Here is a 20,198-nt window from a genome sequence, read left to right on the forward strand (position 1 = left end):
CCATCCGGCAACCAAGCGGCGGAAATGGGTCGAAACTCCCTTCAGGGGTTTGCCGCATCAGCCATCTTCATTGCGTGTGCGCGGGAAATGAGGGGGCAGTCTGCGTCGCAATCGGCTGGTTCTATTCCGCCGCCCCCAGATATTCCGACAGCGGCGGGCAGGAGCAGACGAGGTTGCGGTCGCCGGCGACATTGTCGATGCGCGACACCGGCGGCCAGTATTTGGCTGATATGTCGGCATCACCGGCGGGATAGGCCGCCTCCAGGCGCGAATAGGGATGGGTCCACTGGCCGGCCAGCGCCTCGGCCGCGGTATGCGGCGCATTGACCAGCGGATTGTCAGCCAAGGGCCATTCGCCTTTCGCCACCTTGGCTGCCTCGCCTGATATCGCGATCATCGCCTCGCAGAAGCGATCGAGTTCGCTCTTGGGCTCGGACTCGGTCGGCTCGACCATTAGCGTGCCGGCCACCGGAAACGACATGGTCGGCGCATGGAAACCATAATCGATCAGCCGCTTGGCGATATCGTCGACGCTGATGCCGGAGCTCTCCTTCAGCACGCGGGTGTCGAGGATGCACTCATGGGCGATGCGATCGTGCCTGCCCTTGTAGAGCAGCGGGAAGTGCGGCGCGAGCCGCGTCGCCACGTAGTTGGCGGAAACGATCGCCGTCTCGGTCGCCTGCTTGAGGCCGGAAGCGCCCATCATGCGGATATACATCCAGGTGATCGGCAGGATCGAAGCGCTGCCGAACGGTGCGGCCGACACGGCATGGCCCGAGCCTTCGGTGACGTGGCCGGGCAGATAAGGTCTCAGATGCGCCTTGACGCCGATCGGGCCGACGCCGGGACCGCCGCCGCCATGCGGGATGCAGAAGGTCTTGTGCAGGTTCATGTGGCAGACATCGGCGCCGATGTCGCCGGGGCGAGCGAGGCCGACCAAGGCGTTGAGGTTGGCGCCGTCGAAATAGACCTGGGCGCCATGCTCGTGAATGAGGGCGCAGAGGTGGCGCGCGCCTTCCTCGTATACGCCATGCGTCGAAGGATAGGTGAACATAAGCGCGGCGAGATTCTTGGAATGCTCATTGGCTTTGGCACTCATATCGTCCATATCGATATTGCCATCCTCGGTGCAGCGCACGACGACGACGCTCATGCCGGCCATCGCCGCACTCGCCGGATTGGTGCCATGCGCGGATGACGGGATCAGGCAGACGGTGCGGTGGCCTTCGCCGCGCGAGCGGTGATAGCCGCGAATGGCGAGCAGCCCGGCATACTCGCCCTGGCTGCCGGCATTGGGCTGCAGGCTGACCGCATCGAAGCCAGTGATCTCCGACAGCCAGCCTTCCAGTTCGCCGACCATCGCGCGATAGCCTGCCGAATGCCCGGCCGGCGCGAATGGATGCAGATTGGCGACGCTTGGCCAGCTCACCGGCATCATCTCGGCGGCGGCGTTGAGCTTCATCGTGCAGGAGCCGAGCGGGATCATGGCGCGGTCGAGCGCCAGGTCCTTGTCGGCCAGCCGGCGCAAGAAGCGCATCATCTCCGTTTCCGAGTGGTTTTCGTGGAAGACCGGCTGGCTGAGAAACGCCTTACCACGTGGCTTGCCCGGAGTGGTGCTGGTGCCAGCAGCGCCTGCGTTAGCGCCGAACAGTGCTGCAATGGCGTCCAGATCGGCATCGGTCGAGGTCTCGTCGAAGCTGATGCCGATGTGGTCGGCGTCGATGACGCGCAGCAATCGGCCAGTCTTTTCAGCAGCGGCGGCGATCGCGCCGGCTCTGCCTTTCACTTCCACCGTCACCGTGTCGAAGCGGCTTGCGCCAAGCACCGAAATTCCAGACGCGGTGAGACCGGTCGCCAGCCGGTTGGCCAATGAATGGATTCGGCCGGCAATCGCCTGCAGCCCGGCAGGGCCATGCCAGATCGCATAGGCGGTCGCCATGTTGGCGAGCAGCGCCTGCGCGGTGCAGATGTTGGAGGTCGCCTTGTCGCGGCGGATGTGCTGTTCGCGCGTCTGCAAGGCGAGACGATAGCCGGGGCGGCCCTTGCTGTCAGTGGACTGGCCGACAAGGCGGCCGGGCATCAACCGCGTCAGCCTGTCGGAAACAGCGCAATAGGCGGCGTGCGGCCCGCCAAAGCCCATCGGCACGCCAAAGCGCTGCATCGGGCCGACGGCGATGTCGGCGCCAAGCGTAGCTGGCGCGTCGGTCAGCGTCAGGCCGAGCGGATCGGCAATGAAAACGACCAGCGCGCCGGTGGCGCGGGCCTTCTCGATTACCGCCTTGTGGTCGCCATAGACGCCAAACGTATCAGGCCAGGAGACCAGCAGAGCGGCGGTGTTGTCGTCGATCGTGTCGCCGTCGACCTCGATGCCGAGGGGCTCGGCGCGGGTGCGCACGACGTCGAGCGTCTGCGGGTGCGGCGTGCCGGCAAGCGCCACCTTGGTCCGCTTGTCGCGATGATGGCGCAACGCAATGCCGACCGCCTCGGCCACCGCCGTCGCCTCGTCGAGCAGCGAGGCCGACGCCACCGGCAGGCCGGTCAGCTCAGTGACCAAGGTCTGGAAATTGAACAGCATTTCGAGCCGGCCCTGGCTGATCTCAGCCTGGTAGGGAGTGTAAGCCGTATACCAGGCCGGGTTCTCGAACAGATTGCGCTGGATGACCGGCGGCACGTGGACGCCGTGGTAACCGGCACCGATAAAGCTCTTCAACACGGTATTTTTGGCCATCGTCGCCGAAAGCTCGGCCAGCGCCTCCGCTTCGCTCGCCGGGGCCGGCAAAGCCAGCGGCCGGTCGAGCCGGATCGATCTCGGCACAGCCTGGCTGATCAGCGTCTCGACTGAGGGAACGCCGATCGTCGCCAGCATGGCTCTGACGTCATTGAGGCCGGGGCCAATATGGCGGGCCGAGAAGGCGTAGGGTGCTGCGGTCATCTTCCTGGTCCTGCTATCAACCAATATGGGCTTTGTAGGCGGTCTCATCCAGGAGACCTTCGAGTTGGCTTTCATCGGCCAGCCTCATCTTCCACAACCAGCCGTCGCTGGTCGCCGCCGAATTGACTAAAGACGGGTCCGACGAGAGCGAGGTGTTGGCCTCGGTGATCTCGCCGTCGACCGGTGCATAGACGTCCGATGCCGCCTTGACGGATTCGACCACGACGGCCGTATCGCCCTTAGCCAGCTTTTTCCCAAGCTCCGGCAATTCGACGAACACGAGATCGCCGAGTTGCTCCTGCGCGTAGTCGGTGATGCCGACGGTGGCGATACCGCCTTCGACGCGGAGCCATTCGTGATCTTCGGTGAAATAGGTTTTTGCCATGAAGTTCATCCTTTGCGGTAGCGATGGGGCGTGAAGGGCAGGGGACTGATATCGACCGGGATTTTGGTCCCGCGAACGTCGGCGAAGAGTCTTGCGCCAGGTTTGGCCAGCGACGTCTGCACGTAACCCATGGCGACCGGATGGGCGGCCGAGGGGCCGAAGCCGCCGGAGGTGACGTGGCCGGCGGGATTGCCGTCGGTGTCGAAAAGGGCAGCGCCGGTGCGCACCGGCTGGCGGCCTTCCGGCTTCAGTCCGACGCGTTTCTGCGCCGGGCCGCGCTCCAGGATTGAACGCAATGCGTCGGCGCCGATGAAAGCGCCAGAGGCGCGAACCTCCTTTGGGATCGCCCACATCAGCACGGCGCTGGCCGGGTCGATCTCAGGCGTGATGTCCAGCCCGTGCAGGCACAGCCCTGCTTCGAGCCGCAGGCTGTCCCGGGCGGCCAACCCAACCCACATCACGCGCTCGTCCTCGAGCAGCTTGGCGACGAGATTTCGCGCATCCGATTCCGGCAGGCCGATCTCGAAACCGTCTTCACCGGTATAGCCCGACCGGCTCATGAACCAGTTTTCGCGGGGCTCAAAGCCGTGCATGAACAGCAGCGAGCCGGTCTCGATGCCGGCGCGGGACAGGGCGGCCCAGGCTTCAGGCCCCTGGACCGCCAGGAAGACGCGGTCGAGTGCATCGATCTTGGCATCAAAATCCCCCTTTGCCTCAACATCCAGAGCAAGCCCACGAAGGTGCTTTTCGTCGGCTTCGGCATTGCCGGCATTGGCGACAACCATGAAGCGTTGCTGGCCGAGCCTGGTGACGATCAGATCGTCGAGGATGCCGGCGGCTTCATTGAGAAAGAACGTGTATTTGGACTGGGAAACTTCAAGCGCGCCGGCGTCGAACGGGCAGGCACGATTGAGCAGTGCTTCAGCGCCCGAGCCACTGATCTCGAACAGCTTCATGTGCGAGATGTCGAACAGGCCGGCATGCTCGCGGGTATGAAGGTGCTCCTTCATCACGCCGGCCGGATAGGTCAGCGGCATCGACCAGCCGGCGAACGCGCCAAAGCGCGCACCGGCGGCCGCGTGCAGGTCTTCGAGGGGAAGGTGTTTGGTGTCGTCGCCCGTCATGTCGTCTCCAGAGTCGCACGCAATCGGCCGCGAGTGGCGACCAGTCCGTGCCCCTCTGTCTGAAGCCTGAGAGACTCGCGCCCCGTAACTCTGTCGGCAGCGCTTACACCTTCGGCGCGGGGGCGAGCCCCGACTTTCCAGAGTGTCTTTCCCGTCTACGGTTCTTTTGCCTGAGAGATTTCGGGCGATTTCCCCTTCGGCGGCAGCTCTCGCTGCTCTCTCCCGCAAACAGGTAGGACTCAATTTGAGCCCTCGACTCGCCATCCATAGCCTGCGGGCGACACCTTGTCACCTCCCAGCGACACTTACCGACAAGTCTTCGCTAACCACGCGGTTTGCCGGTTTCTCAACGAACTCCCGATATATTGGGTCCAAACGACGTTCGGACGGGGAACGAAATGGGCGAATTAACGATGAGCGCGCCTGTGGCCGGGCTGACCTCGAAAAATCGGATCACAGCGGAAGATGTGGTCATGCTGCGCCGCGACGTGTTTGGCGACGGCGTGGTGACGCGCGGCGAGGCCGAGGCTCTGTTTGCGCTCGACGCAACGGCCAAGGACAAATGCGCGCAATGGCCTGTTTTTTTCGTCGAAGCTGTGACCGACTTCATCGTTCATCAGGAAAAGCCGGCGGGCTATATCTCGCAGGACAATGCCGACTGGCTGGTCCGAGCGATTTCGCGCGACGGCATGGTCGATAGCCGGACCGAACTCGAATTGCTGGTGCATGTGCTGGAAAAGGCGAAATCGTCGCCGAACGGGCTTTGCGTCTATGCGCTGGCGCAGGTCGCCAATGCCGTTCTGGACGGCAAGGGGCCGCTGATGCACGACGGCAAGCTGGTTCCCGGCCTGATCGCCAAGGCGGAAGTCGAGCTTCTGCGCCGCATCCTCTATGCCCACGGCGGCGACGGCAACATCGGGATCACCCGCGCCGAGGCCGAGATCCTGTTCAAGATCAATGAGCGGACGGCGGCAGCCAACAACGATCCGTCATGGAATGATCTGTTCGTCAAAGCGATCGCCAATTTCGTCATGTGCTCGGCCGGCTACGAAGCGCCGATGCGCGACGTGGCGCTGCGCCGGGATTCTTTCTTCGAGCAGGCAGAACCGGAGATCGGCAGTTTCTTTGGCCGCATGGTATCGGGCGGCCTTGCCGGCATCATGGAAGCCTATCGCGCGCCGGGCGATATCGAATCCGAATGGGAATCGAACAACAAGGCAGCCGAGGCACTGGCCCGCCGCGCCGAGACCATCGACGCCAGCGAGGCGAAGTGGCTGGCTGAGCGCATCGGCGGCGACCGGCCGCTGCGCGAGAACGAGCGCGCGCTACTGACACTGATCAAGCATGCCTCGCCGGAAATCCATCCGGTGCTCAAACCGCTAATCGACAAGGTCGCTTGAGCAAACGCACTAAAACACTGATCGGAAATGGCGGAGCTATGGCCTCAAATGCCGCCGTACCAGTCGTAGCCATTGTCCTCCCAGTAGCCGCCCCTGCCGCCGCCGATATCGGCGAAACCGTCGACCAGTTCGATCTTGCGGAGATATTTCGGCATCTTGTAACCGATCTGGCGCTCGACGCGGGCACGCAACGGCGCGCCGTTCTCGACCGGCAGCGGCTTGCCGTTCAAGCCATAGGCAAGGATCGTCTGTGGGTGACGGGCATCGATCAGGTCGATCGAACCGTAATATTTGATGTCGCCGGACAGGCTGCGGTCGATCGTGTCGAGGCAGTGGAACATGACGTAACGCGCCTGCGGCTTGACCACCGCCTGATCAAGCACCAGCGACAGCGGCGTGCCGGTCCATTTGGCGATGCAGCTCCAGCCTTCGACGCAGTCGTGGCGGGTGATCTGGGTGCGGCTTGGCATGTTCATCAGCTGCTCGCGGGTCAGCGACAGCGGCTTTTCGACGAGGCCGGAAACCTCGAGCCGCCAGTCGGCGAAATTGTTGGCGAGCAGGCCCTTGTAGACATCGTCGTCCGGCGCGGTGACGCCGTTCGGCCGCTGCGGCTGGCGAATGTCGGCTTCGGTGAATTCCGGCGCCAGCGAATCGCCGGCAAGCAGGCGTTGCGCGCGCCAGGTAAGGCCGTTGGCGCCTTCGAGGAAGCTGCGCAGGCCGTCGCCGACGCCAAGCTGGCTGTCGAAAGCATCGCAACCCGACAGCATGATGCCGGAGACGCCGAGGCTGGCCGAGGTCAGGAATTTTCTTCGGCTTATCTGTAGTTTGGGGCTGATCTCAAACTTCGCCATCTCACGCACTCCTCTGGGGCGTCTTGCTGCCATGGGCCTCCGGCGGATCGGTTCGGTACCAGCCGGTGATGATGGAACGCAACTCGTTGATCGGGCCGGCGGCGAGGATCATCAGTATATGGACGATGAAGAAGCCGACGAGCAGCAGCATTACGATGAAATGAATCGTCCGCGCCGTCTGCCGGCCGCCGAGCAGATCGTTGAGGAACGGCAGCACCGCGTTCATGCTCGGCGACATGGCAAGGCCGGTGATGATCATCAGCGGCAGTAGCACGAACATGACGCCGCCATAGGCGATCTTCTGCAGCGTGTTGTACTCGCGCCTGTGGTGGAACTTGAGCCTGGCATGATCGGTGATGTCTCGCGGCAAGCGCCTGAGATCGTCGACGCGCGGGGCAAGATCGCGGCGCAGATGGCCGTTGATCAGGCTGGCGACCAGCCAGACGACCAGTGTCGTGGTCAGTATCCAGGCGAAGAAGAAATGGACGACGCGGGCGGTGCCGAGGTCGTAGTAGGAGGGGATCGTCACCCAGGACGGGAAGGCGCGGGACGTCTCCCGACCCGCCGGCCCCGACCAGCCGAGCACACCGGTCGTATCGAAGCGCTTGCCGAAGATTTCGGTGTAGCCGCGCGGACCGTTTGCGGTGTTCTCGGCGCCGATGGCGAAGATGGTGTTGTTGTATGCGAATCCCGACTCCTTGCCGATATAGAGCTGAGGGCGGGCGTTGAAGATCTGCAGGCCGGAAAGCAGCATGAAGAACAGCGAGATGGCCCAGAGCCAGTGCGTCAGCCGAGTCCAGCGCGACTGCCGGTAGATCAGCGTTGCGTCCTTCGGCGCGGCAGTATCTGGCCCGACGGTGGATTGGCTCCTGACAACCGATTCCATTTTTTCGCGTCCTTCCGGCCGCTCAGTCGGCCTTTCCGATCGTTCTCCTCCCAATACGTTGCCAGCCAAAGCGATGTTTCATCCGATCACGAAATTATTACGGCCTGCCTGGTACTACCGGCTCCCGAGACTAACGGCGAGGTTGACCGCGGCGGCGACGATTACTGTATTGAAAAAGAACGACACGATCGAATGCAAGAGCACGATGCGACGCATTTGCGTGGTCGAAACCGCGGTATCGGAGGTTTGTGAAGTCATGCCAACGGTGGTCGAGAAATAGAGGAAATCCCAGCCGTCCGGCCGCTCCTTACCCGCAAACACGAGGCCGCCGACGGGCTTTCTCTGCTTCGCTTTGCTGCCGGGGTCGGTCTCTTCATCGTTCAGCCAGTAAACATGGGCGTAATGCAGCGCCGTCATGGCGTGGATGGTGAACCAGCCGAGCGGGATCGACAGCAGCGCGAAGGTGAGTTCGACAGGATGCGCGCTGCGCTCGCGATTGATCAATTGGAACATCGAGATGATGGCGACGGCGACGACAATCAGCGTCACGCCAAAGATGACCAGCACCGGCTGGTCGGTGGCGCTGGCATTCTTGCTCAGATAGCGGTCGGTGAGCAGCGGCATCTGGGCGACGACGATGACGGTGTAGGCGGCGAAAAACGCATTGGCGCCGATGGAAAAGGCGAGCGGAGTGCGCAAGAGCAGCGCGATCGCCAGCGCCACTACACCGATGCAGGCCGACACCGCGAATTGCATGTGGCGGTGAAGTGGTTTCTTCAGGGGCATCTCGGTCGTCATGGCCCGGCCTCTGATGGCGGTCTGTCTTACGCCGCTCGTCTTTTAGGACTCGGACATTATAACACTTTTGACTGTGCCCATGATGCCGAAGATCGATTCCCGATTTTGCTGCGCGATCTCCGGTTGCGCTAGCCCGATGCGGCGGATTTCAGCGCACGCCGCAAGATGCGGTCGAGCTCGCCGAGAAACCGTGAGCGGTCCTGCGGCGCGAAACTGGCATTGTAGCCCTTGCTCTCGCCGGTCTCGCGCAGATGCTGCTTGAGGTCGCGCATGGCCACCGCCATGCCGATCGTTTCCGGCGTGAAAGGGCGCCCGGTCGGCCCAAGCACATGGGCGCCGAGTGCCACTGTGCGGGCGGCAAGCGGGATGTCGGCTGTCACCACGATGTCGTTGGGCTTGGCATTGTCGACGATCCAGTCGTCCGCCGCGTCGGCGCCCTTGGAAACGACGACGTTGCGGATCATCGGATCGCGCGACGGGCGCAGGCCGCCATTGGAGACGAAGGTGACGACGATGCCATGGCGCTCGGCGACTTTCTCGACCTCAGCCTTCACCGGACAGGCATCGGCATCGACGAGAATCTGTAGGCGGCTTCGTTCTTGGTTGATGTTAGTCGTGTTCATACGGCGTGAATTTCAGCTCGTAGCCGCGCGGCTCGGTGCCGGGCGGCTCAGTGGGCTCAGTGTCATAGACGTAAATTCTTCCAGTGGAGGAGAAACCAATGTGTTGGCCGATGGTGCGTATCATATCGATCGCTTGATCCGCGTCCGACGCCCAAACTTTCATTCCAAAGAAAGCCGGCCCGGGCTCTGTTTCAAAGTCCTCATTGGGAGATACAACCTCGCCCTCGGCCAGAACCGTGAAGTGACGGAACGCTGTCTTCATCCGCCCGTTCCGGAGCTTCAGTCTCCAATTCTTGAGAGTCTCAGGATTCATGGGAGTGCCTGACTAACTTCGCGGTGACTGCGAACGGCAATACGAACGCGAATTTGAACCTCCTTCACCTAGTAAACCACCACGCTCCTGATGCTCTTGCCCTGATGCATCAGGTCAAAACCCTTGTTGATGTCCTCCAGCTTCAGCGTGTGGGTGATCATCGGGTCGATCTCGATTTTGCCGTCCATGTACCAGTCGACGATCTTCGGCACGTCGGTGCGGCCGCGCGCGCCGCCAAAGGCGGTGCCCATCCAGGTGCGTCCGGTGACCAGCTGGAACGGCCGCGTCGAGATCTCCTGGCCGGCGCCGGCAACGCCGATGACGACCGACTTGCCCCAGCCGCGGTGCGATGCTTCAAGGGCCTGCCGCATCACTTTGGTGCTGCCCGTGCAATCGAATGTATAGTCGGCGCCGCCGATCTGGTCGGCACCGCGCTTGGTCATGTTGACGAGATAGGGCACGATATCGCCATCGATCTCCTTCGGATTGACGAAATGCGTCATGCCGAATTTCTCGCCCCATTCCTTCTTGTCGTTGTTCAGGTCGACGCCGATGATCATGTCGGCGCCGGCAAGGCGCAGCCCCTGGATGACGTTGAGGCCGATGCCGCCGAGGCCGAAGACGGCGGCCGTGGCGCCGACCTCGACCTTGGCCGTGTTGATCACCGCGCCGATGCCGGTGGTGACGCCGCAGCCGATGTAGCAGATCTTGTCGAAGGGCGCGTTGGGATTGACCTTGGCCACCGCGATTTCGGGCAGCACGGTGAAGTTGGAGAAGGTCGAGCAGCCCATGTAGTGGAAGATCTTGTCATTGCCGATCGAGAAGCGCGACGAGCCGTCCGGCATCAGACCTTGCCCCTGCGTGGCGCGGATCGCGGTGCACAGATTGGTTTTCCTGGACAGGCAGGACGGGCATTGCCGGCATTCCGGCGTGTAGAGCGGGATGACGTGGTCGCCCTTCTTGACCGAGGTGACGCCCTTGCCGACATCGACGACAATGCCTGCACCCTCATGGCCGAGGATCGCCGGAAAGATGCCTTCAGGATCGGCGCCCGACAGCGTGAATTCGTCGGTGTGGCAGATGCCGGTCGCCTTGATCTCGACCAGCACCTCGCCGTTGCGCGGGCCGTCGAGGTCGACCTCCAGGATCTCCAGCGGCTTTCCGGCAGCGACTGCCACAGCGGCACGGGTTTTCATCGGGGCTCTCCTCTCCAGCCAAATCGGCAATCGAGGCGAGCTTTAGCGTATCTGCAGGTTCTGGACTATGGGACGAATTGACAGTTCGTGACCGGGTTTTGGTCGGTGTCAGCCGACTTGCGCCCGGGATATGCGCCAACTTGCCTTGACCGGCCGGGCGAAGCCCATCAAAGAAAGGCAGCCGAGGGAATAAAACCCGCATGTTCACAAAAATCCTGATCGCCAATCGTGGCGAGATCGCCTGCCGCGTCATCAAGACGGCGCGCAAGATGGGCATCGCCACCGTCGCGGTCTATTCGGATGCCGATCGCGACGCCGTGCATGTCAAGATGGTCGACGAGGCTGTGCATATCGGGCCTTCTCCGGCCGCGCTGAGCTATCTGGTGCCGGAGAATATCATCGCTGCCTGCAAGGCGACCGGTGCTGAAGCCGTGCATCCCGGCTACGGGTTTTTGTCCGAACGCGCATCCTTCTGTGAAGCGTTGGAGAAAGAAGGCATCATCTTCATCGGCCCGAAACCCAAAGCGATCAGGGCGATGGGCGATAAGATCGAATCGAAGAAATTCGCCAATGCTGCAAACGTGTCGACGGTACCCGGCTGGCTTGGCGTCATCGAGAATGCCGGTCATGCCGAGAAAATAGCCGGGGAGATCGGCTATCCCGTGATGATCAAGGCCTCGGCCGGTGGCGGCGGCAAGGGCATGCGCATCGCCTGGAGCAAGGCCGAGGTGCGCGACGGGTTCGACCGGGCGCGGTCCGAGGCCAAAAGCTCGTTCGGCGACGACCGCGTCTTCATCGAGAAGTTCGTGGTCAATCCGCGCCACATCGAGATCCAGGTGCTGGCCGACGCGCACGGCAACGCGCTTTATCTCGGCGAGCGCGAATGCTCGATCCAGCGCCGCAACCAGAAGATCGTCGAAGAGGCGCCTTCGCCCTTCCTCGACGCCAAGACCCGGAAAGCCATGGGCGAGCAGTCGGTGGCGCTGGCCAGGGCAGTCGACTATCAGAGCGCCGGCACGGTTGAGTTCATCGTCGACGGCGAAAAGAATTTCTATTTCCTTGAAATGAATACGCGATTGCAGGTCGAGCACCCGGTAACCGAGCTCGTCACCGGCATCGATCTGGTCGAGCAGATGATTCGCATAGCTGCCGGCGAAAAGCTCGCTATCAAGCAAAGCGATGTCAAGCTGAACGGCTGGGCGGTGGAAAGCCGGCTCTACGCCGAGGACCCGTATCGCAATTTCCTGCCGTCGATTGGCCGGCTGACGAGATACCGGCCACCGGAAGAGGGACGGTTCGGCGACGTCGTCGTCCGAAACGATACCGGCGTCACCGAGGGTTCGGAAATCTCGATGTTCTATGATCCGATGGTCGCCAAGCTGTGCACCTGGGCACCGACGCGGCTCGCCGCCATCGACGCCATGTCGGAGGCGCTCGACAGCTTCGTCGTCGACGGCATCGAGCACAACATGCCGTTCCTGGCGGCGCTGATGCAGCATCCGCGCTGGCGGGAAGGGCTGATATCGACCGCCTTCATATCAGAGGAATATCCTGATGGCTTCGCGCCGATCGCGCCTGATAGCCAGGAAAAGGCCATTTTCGCAGCCATCGCCACCGCGGTCGAACTGCTGCGCCGCGACCGGCTCGACCGGCTGAGCGGGCGGCTGGCGCCGCATTCGGGTGCCCTGAAACGCGACTGGGTGATCAAGATCGGCGAGGATTACCTTTCGGCCTCTGTCCTTGGAGGCATGATTTCCATTCCGCTGGAGCTCCACATGTCGATCGACGGTGGCAAGGCGCTGACGGTGGCGTCCGACTGGCGGCCGGGCGATCTCATCTGGCGCGGCACGGTCGGCGGTAGCAGGGTTGCCGCGCAGATCAGGCCGGTGCCGAACGGATTTCGCATCGCCTGGAAAGGCATGTCGGTGACGGCACGCGCCATGCTGCCGCGCACCGCGGAGCTCGAAAGGCTGATGCCGGAAAAAGTGGCGCCCGACACGTCGAAGATGCTGCTCTGCCCGATGCCCGGCCTCGTCGTGTCGATTGCCGTTGCCGAGGGGCAGGAGGTCAAGGCCGGCGAGACGCTGGCGGTCGTCGAGGCGATGAAGATGGAAAACGTGCTGCGCGCCGAGCGCGATCTTACCGTGTCGAAACTCAAGGCTAAGCCGGGCGACAGCCTCGCAGTCGATGCGGTGATCATGGAATTCGCGTGAGGCTGAAAATAAAAACCCGCCTCGGCGGCGGGTCGTTGGCGCAAATCAACACCATGCATATATTCCTAGCATGAATGCCTTCACAAAGCCAACGATCGCGAACTTGCGCGGCTCGAATGGCAATTGCTGGACTCGCATCATCCGGTGCCGGACAATACATCTTCATCGGCTGAGTCCTTCAAGCGGCGCTAAAAACCATGGCGAATGAGACACTTCCACGCGACCCGTTGCGGCGTGAGGCCTTCATGAAGGCATCGCGGCCGGAAGCGCCTGCGCGGCCGTTCATTCATCTGCGCGTGCATTCGGCCTATTCGCTGCTCGAAGGCGCACTGCAGCTCGGCACCGTTGTCGGCCATGCGGTCAAGGATGACGCCCCGGCCATCGCCGTCACCGACACCAACAATCTGTTCGGCGCGCTCGAATTTGCGCAAAAGGCGGTAAAGGAGGGCATTCAGCCGATCATCGGCTGCCAGACCGCTCTCGCCTTTTCCGGCGAAGCCAGCGACAGCCAGCGCGACCGCAGACGGCAAGGCCCGGAAATGCGGCCCGTGGTCCTGATCGCGGCGACCGAGGCCGGCTACAGCAATCTGGTCAGGCTGGTCAGCCGGGTCTATCTCGAAACGCCGCCCGGCGAGGCCGTGCATCTGACGACCGAGATGCTGCACGGCAATTGCGACGGCCTGATCTGTCTCAGCGGCGGGCCGCGCGGCCCGATCGGCAATGCTCTGAAAGAGGACCGCCGCGACCTCGCCGAGACGCGGCTTTTGGCGCTCAAGGCGCTGTTCGGCGACCGGCTCTATGTCGAGCTGGAACGGGTTTCCGGTTATGACCGGGCCATCGAAAAATCATCAGTCGACCTCGCCTACATCAATGACTTGCCGCTGGTTGCCACCAACGAGGCGTTTTTCTCCTCGCGCGACGACTATGAGGCGCATGATGCGCTGATCGCCATCGCCGAAGGTTCGGTGGTCGCCGTGGACAATCGCCGGCGCCTGTCGCCCGACAATTTTCTGAGAAGCCAGGCTGACATGGCGAAGCTGTTCGCCGATCTGCCGGAAGCGATCGACAACACCATCGAGATCGCGCTGCGCTGTTCCTATTATCCGAAGACCCGCAACCCGATCCTGCCCCGCTTTGCCGGCGGCGACGTCGCCGACGCCGATGCGGCGGTGAAGGCGGAGGCGCAGGAGCTTGCCAAACAGGCGCATGAAGGGCTGGAGGCGCGGCTCGCAGCGCACGGCCCGACCCCTGGCTACACAGCCGAACAATATCGCGAAAGGCTGGATTTCGAGCTCGGGGTCATCGAGAGGATGAAATATCCCGGCTACTTCCTGATCGTCGCCGACTTCATCAAATGGGCGAAGGCGCAAGGCATTCCGGTCGGGCCGGGCCGCGGATCGGGCGCCGGCTCGCTGGTTGCATATTCGACGACCATCACCGACATCGATCCGCTGCGTTTCTCGCTGCTGTTCGAGCGCTTTCTCAATCCAGACCGCGTGTCGATGCCCGACTTCGACATCGATTTCTGCCAGGACCGGCGCGAGGAGGTCATCCGCTACGTCCAGCAGAAATACGGCCGCGACCAGGTCGGCCAGATCATCACCTTCGGTACGCTGCAGGCTCGCGCAGTGCTTCGCGATGTCGGCCGGGTGCTGCAGATGCCCTATGGCCAGGTCGACAAGCTCTCTAAGATGGTGCCGTCGAACCCAGCCAATCCGGTCAAGCTCGCCGACGCCATCGCCAACGAGCCGCGCTTTGCCGAAGAGGCCGAGCGGGAGCCGATCGTGCAGACACTGCTCGACATGGCGCAGAAGCTGGAAGGGCTTTACCGCCACGCCTCGACGCATGCCGCCGGCATCGTTATTGGCGACCGGCCGCTGTGGGAGCTCGTGCCGATGTACCGCGATCCGCGCTCCGACATGCCGGTCACCCAGTTCAACATGAAGTATGTCGAGCAGGCCGGGCTGGTGAAGTTCGACTTTCTCGGCCTGAAGACGCTGACGGTCCTGGAAACCGCGGTCAAGCTGATCCGCCGCCGCGGCATCGAGATCGATCTCGCCCACATTCCGCTCGACGACCCCGATACCTATGCCATGCTGTCGCGCGGCGAAGTGGTCGGCGTGTTCCAGGTGGAAAGTGCAGGCATGCGCAAGGCGCTGATCGGCATGCGCCCCGACTGCATCGAGGACATTATCGCGCTGGTCGCGCTTTACCGGCCGGGGCCGATGGAGAACATCCCGACCTACAACGCCAGAAAGCATGGCGAGGAGGAGATGGCGTCGATCCATCCGAAGATCGACCATCTGGTGAAGGAGACGCAAGGCGTTATCGTCTACCAGGAACAGGTGATGCAGATCGCGCAGGAGCTTGCCGGCTATTCGCTCGGCGAAGCCGATTTGCTGCGCCGCGCCATGGGCAAGAAGATCCGCGCCGAGATGGACAAGCAGCGCGAGCGCTTCGTCTCGGGCGCGGTCGAGCGCGGCGTCGGCAAGCCGCAAGCCGACTTCATTTTCGACCTGCTGGCAAAGTTCGCCGACTACGGTTTCAACAAGTCGCATGCGGCCGCCTATGCCGTCGTCTCCTACCAGACGGCCTATCTGAAGGCGCACTACCCGGTCGAGTTCCTGGCCGCGTCGATGACGCTCGACATGGGCAACACCGACAAGCTCGCCGATTTCCGCCAGGATGCACTGCGCCTCGGCATCGACGTCGTGGCGCCGTCGGTGATATCAAGCTTCCGGGCCTTCGAAGTCGGCGAGAACCGGATCTTCTATTCGCTGGCCGCGCTTAAGGGCGTCGGCGACGCGGCGGTCGAGCATATCGTCGCAATGCGCGGCGGGAAACCGTTCAAGAACCTCGCCGATTTCTGCGAAAGGGTCGATCCGAAGATCGTCGGCAAGCGGGTCTTCGAAAGCCTGATCATGGCCGGCGCGCTCGACTGCTTCGGCCACGACCGCGCCGCGATGATGGCGGGCGTCGAGCGGATGATGGGGCTGGCGTCGCTGGCGCAGCAGAATGCAATGTCGGGCCAGCACGACATTTTCGGTGCTTCGCTTGGCGCACAGTCGCAGGCGCTCAACCTGCCGGCGACCGACCCGTGGCTTGCCGCCGACCGCCTGCACCGTGAATTCCAGGTGGTCGGCTTCTATCTCTCCGCGCATCCGCTGGACGAATACAAGGCGGCGCTGCAGAAGATGCGGGTGCAGAACTGGGCCGAGTTCTCGGCCGCGGTCAAACGCGGTGCTGCCGCCGGGCGGCTTGCCGGCACGGTCACCACCAAGCAGGAGCGCAAGACGCGCACCGGCAACAAAATGGGCGTCGTGCAGTTCTCCGACACGTCGGGCCAGTATGAAGCGGTGCTTTTTTCCGAAGGTCTGGCGCAGTATCGCGACCTGCTCGAGCCCGGCCGATCGGTGGTGATCACCGTTTCGGCCGAGGACAGGCCCGAAGGCGTCAATCTGCGCATCCAGACCGTGCAGTCGCTGGAGGACGAGGCAAGCCGCATCCAGAAGGCCTTGCGCATCTTTGTCAGGGATGACCGACCGGCGTCGGCGATTCAATCGCAGCTTACCCAGCGCGGCGATAGCCAGGTGAGCATTATCGTCATCAAGGATGAGGCGCAGGGCGAGGTCGAGATCGAACTGCCCAACCGTTACCGCGTCTCGCCACAGATCGCGTCGGCCATGCGCGCGGTGCCGGGCGTGGTGGAAGTAGAGCTGGTGTGAGCTAACGGGATTGGCACAGCCTCGTGTGTTCTGACCGTGTTCCGCCAAGCCAGCGCCAGCATGCCCAGCGCCGGATTGCCCGGTGACATTGCCACTGGTATCGTGAGGTCGGCCCGCCATGCCATCAACTCGTCTTTTCGGTTGCTGGCCTGGCTCTTTCGGCGGCCGGGGGGAGAGCCTGATGGACGAGCGGACAGCTGCTGCCGAACTCCAGAAAATGGTCAATGGGTTCCAGGTATCTCAGGCGGTATGCGTCGCCGCCACACTGGGCATCGCAGACCATCTCAAGGACGGAAAACGCACCAGCGGCGAACTTGCCGCGTTGACCAATACCCATCCGCAAGCGCTCTACCGGCTGTTGCGCGCCCTGGCATCGGTCGGCGTGTTCCATGAAGCGGAAGACCGGTTTTTCTCGCTGACCCCGGTTGGCGGCGTGTTGCGATCCGATGTTCAGCATTCGGTCGCACCGTGGGCGATTCTGGCCGGACGGCCGTATTTCCGTCAGGCATGGAGCGATCTGCTGCACAGTGTCAGCACCGGTGAAAATGCCTTTCGCCACGCTCATGGCAAGGGCGTTTGGGAATACCGGGCGGAGCATCCGGAAGAGTCCGTCATCTTCGACCGGGCGATGACGGCCATGTCGCGTGGCGTCGCCGCCGCGGTGATCGCGGCCTATGACTTCCGGCCGTTCTCTGTTGTCATGGATGTCGCGGGCGGGCAGGGCGCGCTGCTTGCCGAAATTCTCTGCCGCAATCCCGGCCAGCGCGGCATTCTTTTCGATCAGCCGCAGGTCGTGGCGAAGGCCGGCCCGGTCTTTGACGCCGCGGGCGTGGCCGATCGATGCGACATCGTCGCCGGCGATTTCTTCGTCTCGGTGCCCGAGGGCGCCGATGCGATTGTGCTTAAATGGATCCTGCATGACTGGGACGACGACACAAACATCCGGATCCTGAAAACCTGCCGCCGGGCGATGCGCCCAGACGGCAAACTGCTGGTGCTTGAGAGCATTCTGGCGCCGCCCAACGAAGGCGCCGGCGCAAAATTCGGCGATCTGAACATGCTGGTCATGCCGGGCGGGCAGGAGCGCACGGCAGAAGAATTCGAGTTGCTGCTTGCGGCGTCGAATTTCCAGGTCGCCAATATCGTTGAAGCTGGACCTCGCATCAGCATCATCGAGGCGGAACCGGTCTAATCGCGTTCCGGGTCTGAAACGCTCCGGATGTTCTCAAGCCACAGCGGCTTCACCTGCTCTGCCCCACTGGACGGCTGTCGCAGCGAGCGTTATCGCAGTTGTCATGAAGGCGCCAGACAGGGACGGAGCTCGGGATTCAGCCTTGACGCGGCTGCGCGGCACGCTGCGCAAACTCTATCACGGGCGCACGCCCGCGGCTTTCCGGTTTCAACTGGTCGCGATCATCATCGACCTTGCCATCATCGCCTTCTTCATCGCCACACCGGTGATCCAGGAGTCGCCTTCGTTCCTCTGGCTCGATTATTCCGTGGCAGCGCTTGTCGCCGCCGACATGATTGCGCGGCTGCTTGCCTCCAACGACATGCTGCGCCTGATGAAACAGCCGGCGTCGTGGGTCGATGCATTTATCCTGCTGACGCTGCTGATGCCTTCAGCGCTAGCCAATCTGGGCTTCCTGCGCATATTGCGGCTGTGGTCGCTGTCGCGCAGCGGCGCGCTGTGGCGGTTTTTCGAGATGCGCGGCCTCAAAAAATGGCGCGAGGCGAGTCATGCAGTCATCAATCTCCTGACATTCCTCCTTGTCATCACTGGCTTCGTCTACACTTTCTTCTTTCGCACCGGCGCCGGTCTCGAAGGCTATGTCGACGCGCTCTACTTCACCGTCGCAACGGTGACCACGACCGGCTTCGGTGACATCGTCCTGCCGGGTATCGCCGGCAAGCTCACCGCCATCGTCACCATGATCATCGGCATATCGCTGTTCGTCAGGCTGGCGCAGGCGCTCTTCCGTCCCAACAAGGTGTTTTTTCCTTGCCCGCAATGCGGGCTTCAGCGGCATGAAGCCGACGCCGTCCACTGCAAGGCCTGCGGGCATCTCCTCAACATCCCCGACGAAGGCGACTGAGATGCTCTTTGCTTTCACGCATTTTGTCGGACGCCAAACGAAGATGCTTGGCTGCAAAATGCTAAGACGCTGCCACTTCCGCAGGTTTGGTCGCTTTATTCTGCAGATTGAGCAGATTGCCCAACAGGATCAGCAAGGCGCCGCCGGCGGTGAAAGCATCGATCTGCTCGTGGTAGAGCAGCCAGCCGATCAGCGCTGACAGCGGCACGCGTAAAAAGTCCATCGGCGAGATGACTGTCGCGTCGGCATAGGCGAGCGCGCGGGCCATGCAGAAATGGGACGACATGCCAGTGAAGGCGATCAGCAGGATCCACGGCCACAATTCGAGCGGCGGGTTGCGCCATTCGTAGAGCGCCGGGATAAGGCCGAGCACCGACTGTATGACCAGCATCCAGAAGATGATGGACACGACGCTGTCCGTCCGCGTCAGCGATTTGACCAGGACCACAGATATGCCGAAGCAGACCGCGGCACCCAGCACGACGATATGTCCCGGATCGACGGAGCCGACGCCCGGACGGACGATGATCACCACGCCGATCAGTCCGAGCACGATGGCCGCAAGTCTTGGCCGGCTTAGTCTTTCACCAAGAAAGCCGACCGCCAGAATGGCCGTCCAGATCGGCGTCGTGAATTCGATGGAGATCAGCACGGCCAGCGGGATCAGCGTCAAGGCGTATAGCCATGCCGCCTGGCCGACAAAATGGACGACATTGCGGGCGATATGAGCCAAGGGGCGTTTGGTGCGCATTGCTGCAAAACCGCCTGATATCATCACCAGCGGCAGGAGGATGAAAAGGCCGATCACCGAGCGCAGCTCCAGCACCTGGAATACGTTGAGCTCGGCCGTCGTGGCGCGGCCGGCGACCGACATCGTCAGAAACGATGCGATCGACAGCGCCATCCAGAACGCGGCCCGGGGGATCGAGGGTGAGGGTGCCATGCGCGCTATGTCGCAAGCCGGGACTTTCACCGCAACCGCTAGTCGACGCATTCGGCTGGGCCAGAAGCGACGTGTTGCAAAACGGTCATGTTAAAGGCGGAACCTGCCGTCACGGCGGGCGTTGGTCCAAACAGCCAGTTCATTGGAAATATCGTCGTTCCGATATCAACGAGGAGAGGTCCCATGAAATCATTTGCACGATTTGTACTTGCCGGCTGCCTGACGGCTGCGGCTGGCGCGGCTCATGCCGACGAGGCCGATTTTCTCCGCTCGTTCGAGGGAAACTTCGCCGGCAAGGGGACCGTCAAGGTAACCACCGAGGCGCCGACGGTGAGCGTCTCCTGCCGCTTCAATTCCGACGCGACATCGAGCTCATTGTCGCTGGACGGCACCTGCCGCGGTCTCGTCGTGGTGACGCGCGCCATCAGTGCCGATCTGAAGTCCCGCGGGACGAAGTACACCGGGACCTATGTCGGGTCCCGCACCGGGCCGGCGCAGCTCAGCGGCAGGCGCTTAGGCAATGCGATCAATCTCGGCATCCGTTGGGCGAAGGAGGTCAACGGCGATCGCACGGCGCAAATGACGGTCGAGAAGAACGGCGAAGACGGCATGCGGCTGACCGTTATCGACGTCGATCCGAAAACCGGCGAGCGCGTTTTGACCAGCCGGATCGACTTGAGGCGCATCTGACAGCCGCTCTATCTTTTTGGCAT

16 protein-coding genes and 1 riboswitch are annotated in these 20,198 nt (G+C 62.6%); of the genes, 6 read left to right on the plus strand and 10 right to left on the minus strand.

Annotated features, from left to right (window positions below; translation table 11 throughout):
• Positions 1 to 121: 121 nt before the first annotated feature.
• From gcvP to gcvT, 3 genes are read right to left on the minus strand one after another with little or no spacing between them, the layout of a single operon-like run.
• A complete protein-coding gene (gcvP, locus tag ACWTU8_RS07460) occupies positions 122 to 2,932 on the minus strand; it encodes an aminomethyl-transferring glycine dehydrogenase (protein WP_455847617.1) in 2,811 nt (936 codons plus the stop codon).
• 16 nt (positions 2,933 to 2,948) lie between these two features.
• Complete coding sequence (gcvH, locus tag ACWTU8_RS07465; protein WP_065009623.1) at positions 2,949 to 3,317, minus strand: glycine cleavage system protein GcvH; 369 nt, start codon at positions 3,315 to 3,317, stop codon at positions 2,949 to 2,951.
• Between the two features lie 5 nt (positions 3,318 to 3,322).
• Complete coding sequence (gene gcvT / locus ACWTU8_RS07470) at positions 3,323 to 4,441, minus strand: glycine cleavage system aminomethyltransferase GcvT (protein ID WP_455847618.1); 1,119 nt, start codon at positions 4,439 to 4,441, stop codon at positions 3,323 to 3,325.
• A 148-nt stretch (positions 4,442 to 4,589) separates the two neighbouring features.
• Positions 4,590 to 4,676: riboswitch (glycine riboswitch) on the minus strand.
• Positions 4,677 to 4,839: 163 nt separating this feature from the next.
• Here gcvT and ACWTU8_RS07475 point away from each other — a divergent pair.
• Positions 4,840 to 5,841: a hypothetical protein gene (locus ACWTU8_RS07475; RefSeq protein WP_455847619.1), complete on the plus strand. Its 1,002-nt coding sequence runs from the start codon at positions 4,840 to 4,842 to the stop codon at positions 5,839 to 5,841.
• Between the two features lie 44 nt (positions 5,842 to 5,885).
• On the opposite strand, the gene ACWTU8_RS07480 is transcribed toward ACWTU8_RS07475, so the two are convergent.
• The 6 genes from ACWTU8_RS07480 to ACWTU8_RS07505 form a co-directional block, all read right to left on the minus strand.
• A complete protein-coding gene (locus ACWTU8_RS07480) occupies positions 5,886 to 6,692 on the minus strand; it encodes a molybdopterin-binding protein (protein WP_455847620.1) in 807 nt (268 codons plus the stop codon).
• Between the two features lies 1 nt (position 6,693).
• On the minus strand, positions 6,694 to 7,578 hold the full coding sequence (locus tag ACWTU8_RS07485; protein ID WP_455847621.1) for a cytochrome b/b6 domain-containing protein: 885 nt from the start codon (positions 7,576 to 7,578) through the stop codon (positions 6,694 to 6,696).
• A gap of 114 nt (positions 7,579 to 7,692) precedes the next feature.
• A complete protein-coding gene (locus ACWTU8_RS07490) occupies positions 7,693 to 8,376 on the minus strand; it encodes a DUF1345 domain-containing protein (RefSeq protein WP_455847622.1) in 684 nt (227 codons plus the stop codon).
• Between the two features lie 128 nt (positions 8,377 to 8,504).
• Positions 8,505 to 8,999: a YaiI/YqxD family protein gene (locus ACWTU8_RS07495; RefSeq protein ID WP_455847623.1), complete on the minus strand. Its 495-nt coding sequence runs from the start codon at positions 8,997 to 8,999 to the stop codon at positions 8,505 to 8,507.
• Positions 8,986 to 9,261, minus strand: coding sequence for a hypothetical protein (locus tag ACWTU8_RS07500; protein WP_128345515.1), 276 nt, complete (start codon positions 9,259 to 9,261; stop codon positions 8,986 to 8,988). The genes ACWTU8_RS07495 and ACWTU8_RS07500 overlap by 14 nt, the downstream gene beginning before the upstream one ends.
• Before the next feature lie 119 nt (positions 9,262 to 9,380).
• Positions 9,381 to 10,508, minus strand: a complete 1,128-nt coding sequence (locus ACWTU8_RS07505; RefSeq protein ID WP_455847624.1) for an S-(hydroxymethyl)glutathione dehydrogenase/class III alcohol dehydrogenase — start codon at positions 10,506 to 10,508, stop codon at positions 9,381 to 9,383.
• A gap of 200 nt (positions 10,509 to 10,708) precedes the next feature.
• Between ACWTU8_RS07505 and ACWTU8_RS07510 the strand changes: the two genes are divergently transcribed.
• From ACWTU8_RS07510 to ACWTU8_RS07525, 4 genes are all read left to right on the plus strand, one after another.
• Positions 10,709 to 12,721, plus strand: a complete 2,013-nt coding sequence (locus tag ACWTU8_RS07510) for an acetyl-CoA carboxylase biotin carboxylase subunit (protein WP_455847625.1) — start codon at positions 10,709 to 10,711, stop codon at positions 12,719 to 12,721.
• Between the two features lie 245 nt (positions 12,722 to 12,966).
• Complete coding sequence (dnaE, locus tag ACWTU8_RS07515) at positions 12,967 to 16,446, plus strand: DNA polymerase III subunit alpha (RefSeq protein WP_455848407.1); 3,480 nt, start codon at positions 12,967 to 12,969, stop codon at positions 16,444 to 16,446.
• A gap of 181 nt (positions 16,447 to 16,627) precedes the next feature.
• A complete protein-coding gene (locus ACWTU8_RS07520) occupies positions 16,628 to 17,638 on the plus strand; it encodes a methyltransferase (RefSeq protein ID WP_455847626.1) in 1,011 nt (336 codons plus the stop codon).
• A 103-nt stretch (positions 17,639 to 17,741) separates the two neighbouring features.
• A complete protein-coding gene (locus ACWTU8_RS07525) occupies positions 17,742 to 18,542 on the plus strand; it encodes a potassium channel family protein (RefSeq protein ID WP_455847627.1) in 801 nt (266 codons plus the stop codon).
• 61 nt (positions 18,543 to 18,603) lie between these two features.
• Here ACWTU8_RS07525 and ACWTU8_RS07530 read toward each other — a convergent pair whose 3' ends face one another.
• Positions 18,604 to 19,485, minus strand: coding sequence for a DMT family transporter (locus ACWTU8_RS07530; RefSeq protein WP_455847628.1), 882 nt, complete (start codon positions 19,483 to 19,485; stop codon positions 18,604 to 18,606).
• 183 nt (positions 19,486 to 19,668) lie between these two features.
• Here ACWTU8_RS07530 and ACWTU8_RS07535 point away from each other — a divergent pair, with 183 nt between their 5' ends.
• Positions 19,669 to 20,175, plus strand: a complete 507-nt coding sequence (locus ACWTU8_RS07535; RefSeq protein WP_455847629.1) for a hypothetical protein — start codon at positions 19,669 to 19,671, stop codon at positions 20,173 to 20,175.
• Positions 20,176 to 20,198: the final 23 nt, after the last annotated feature.

Source organism: Mesorhizobium sp. BHbdii (assembly GCF_053848045.1).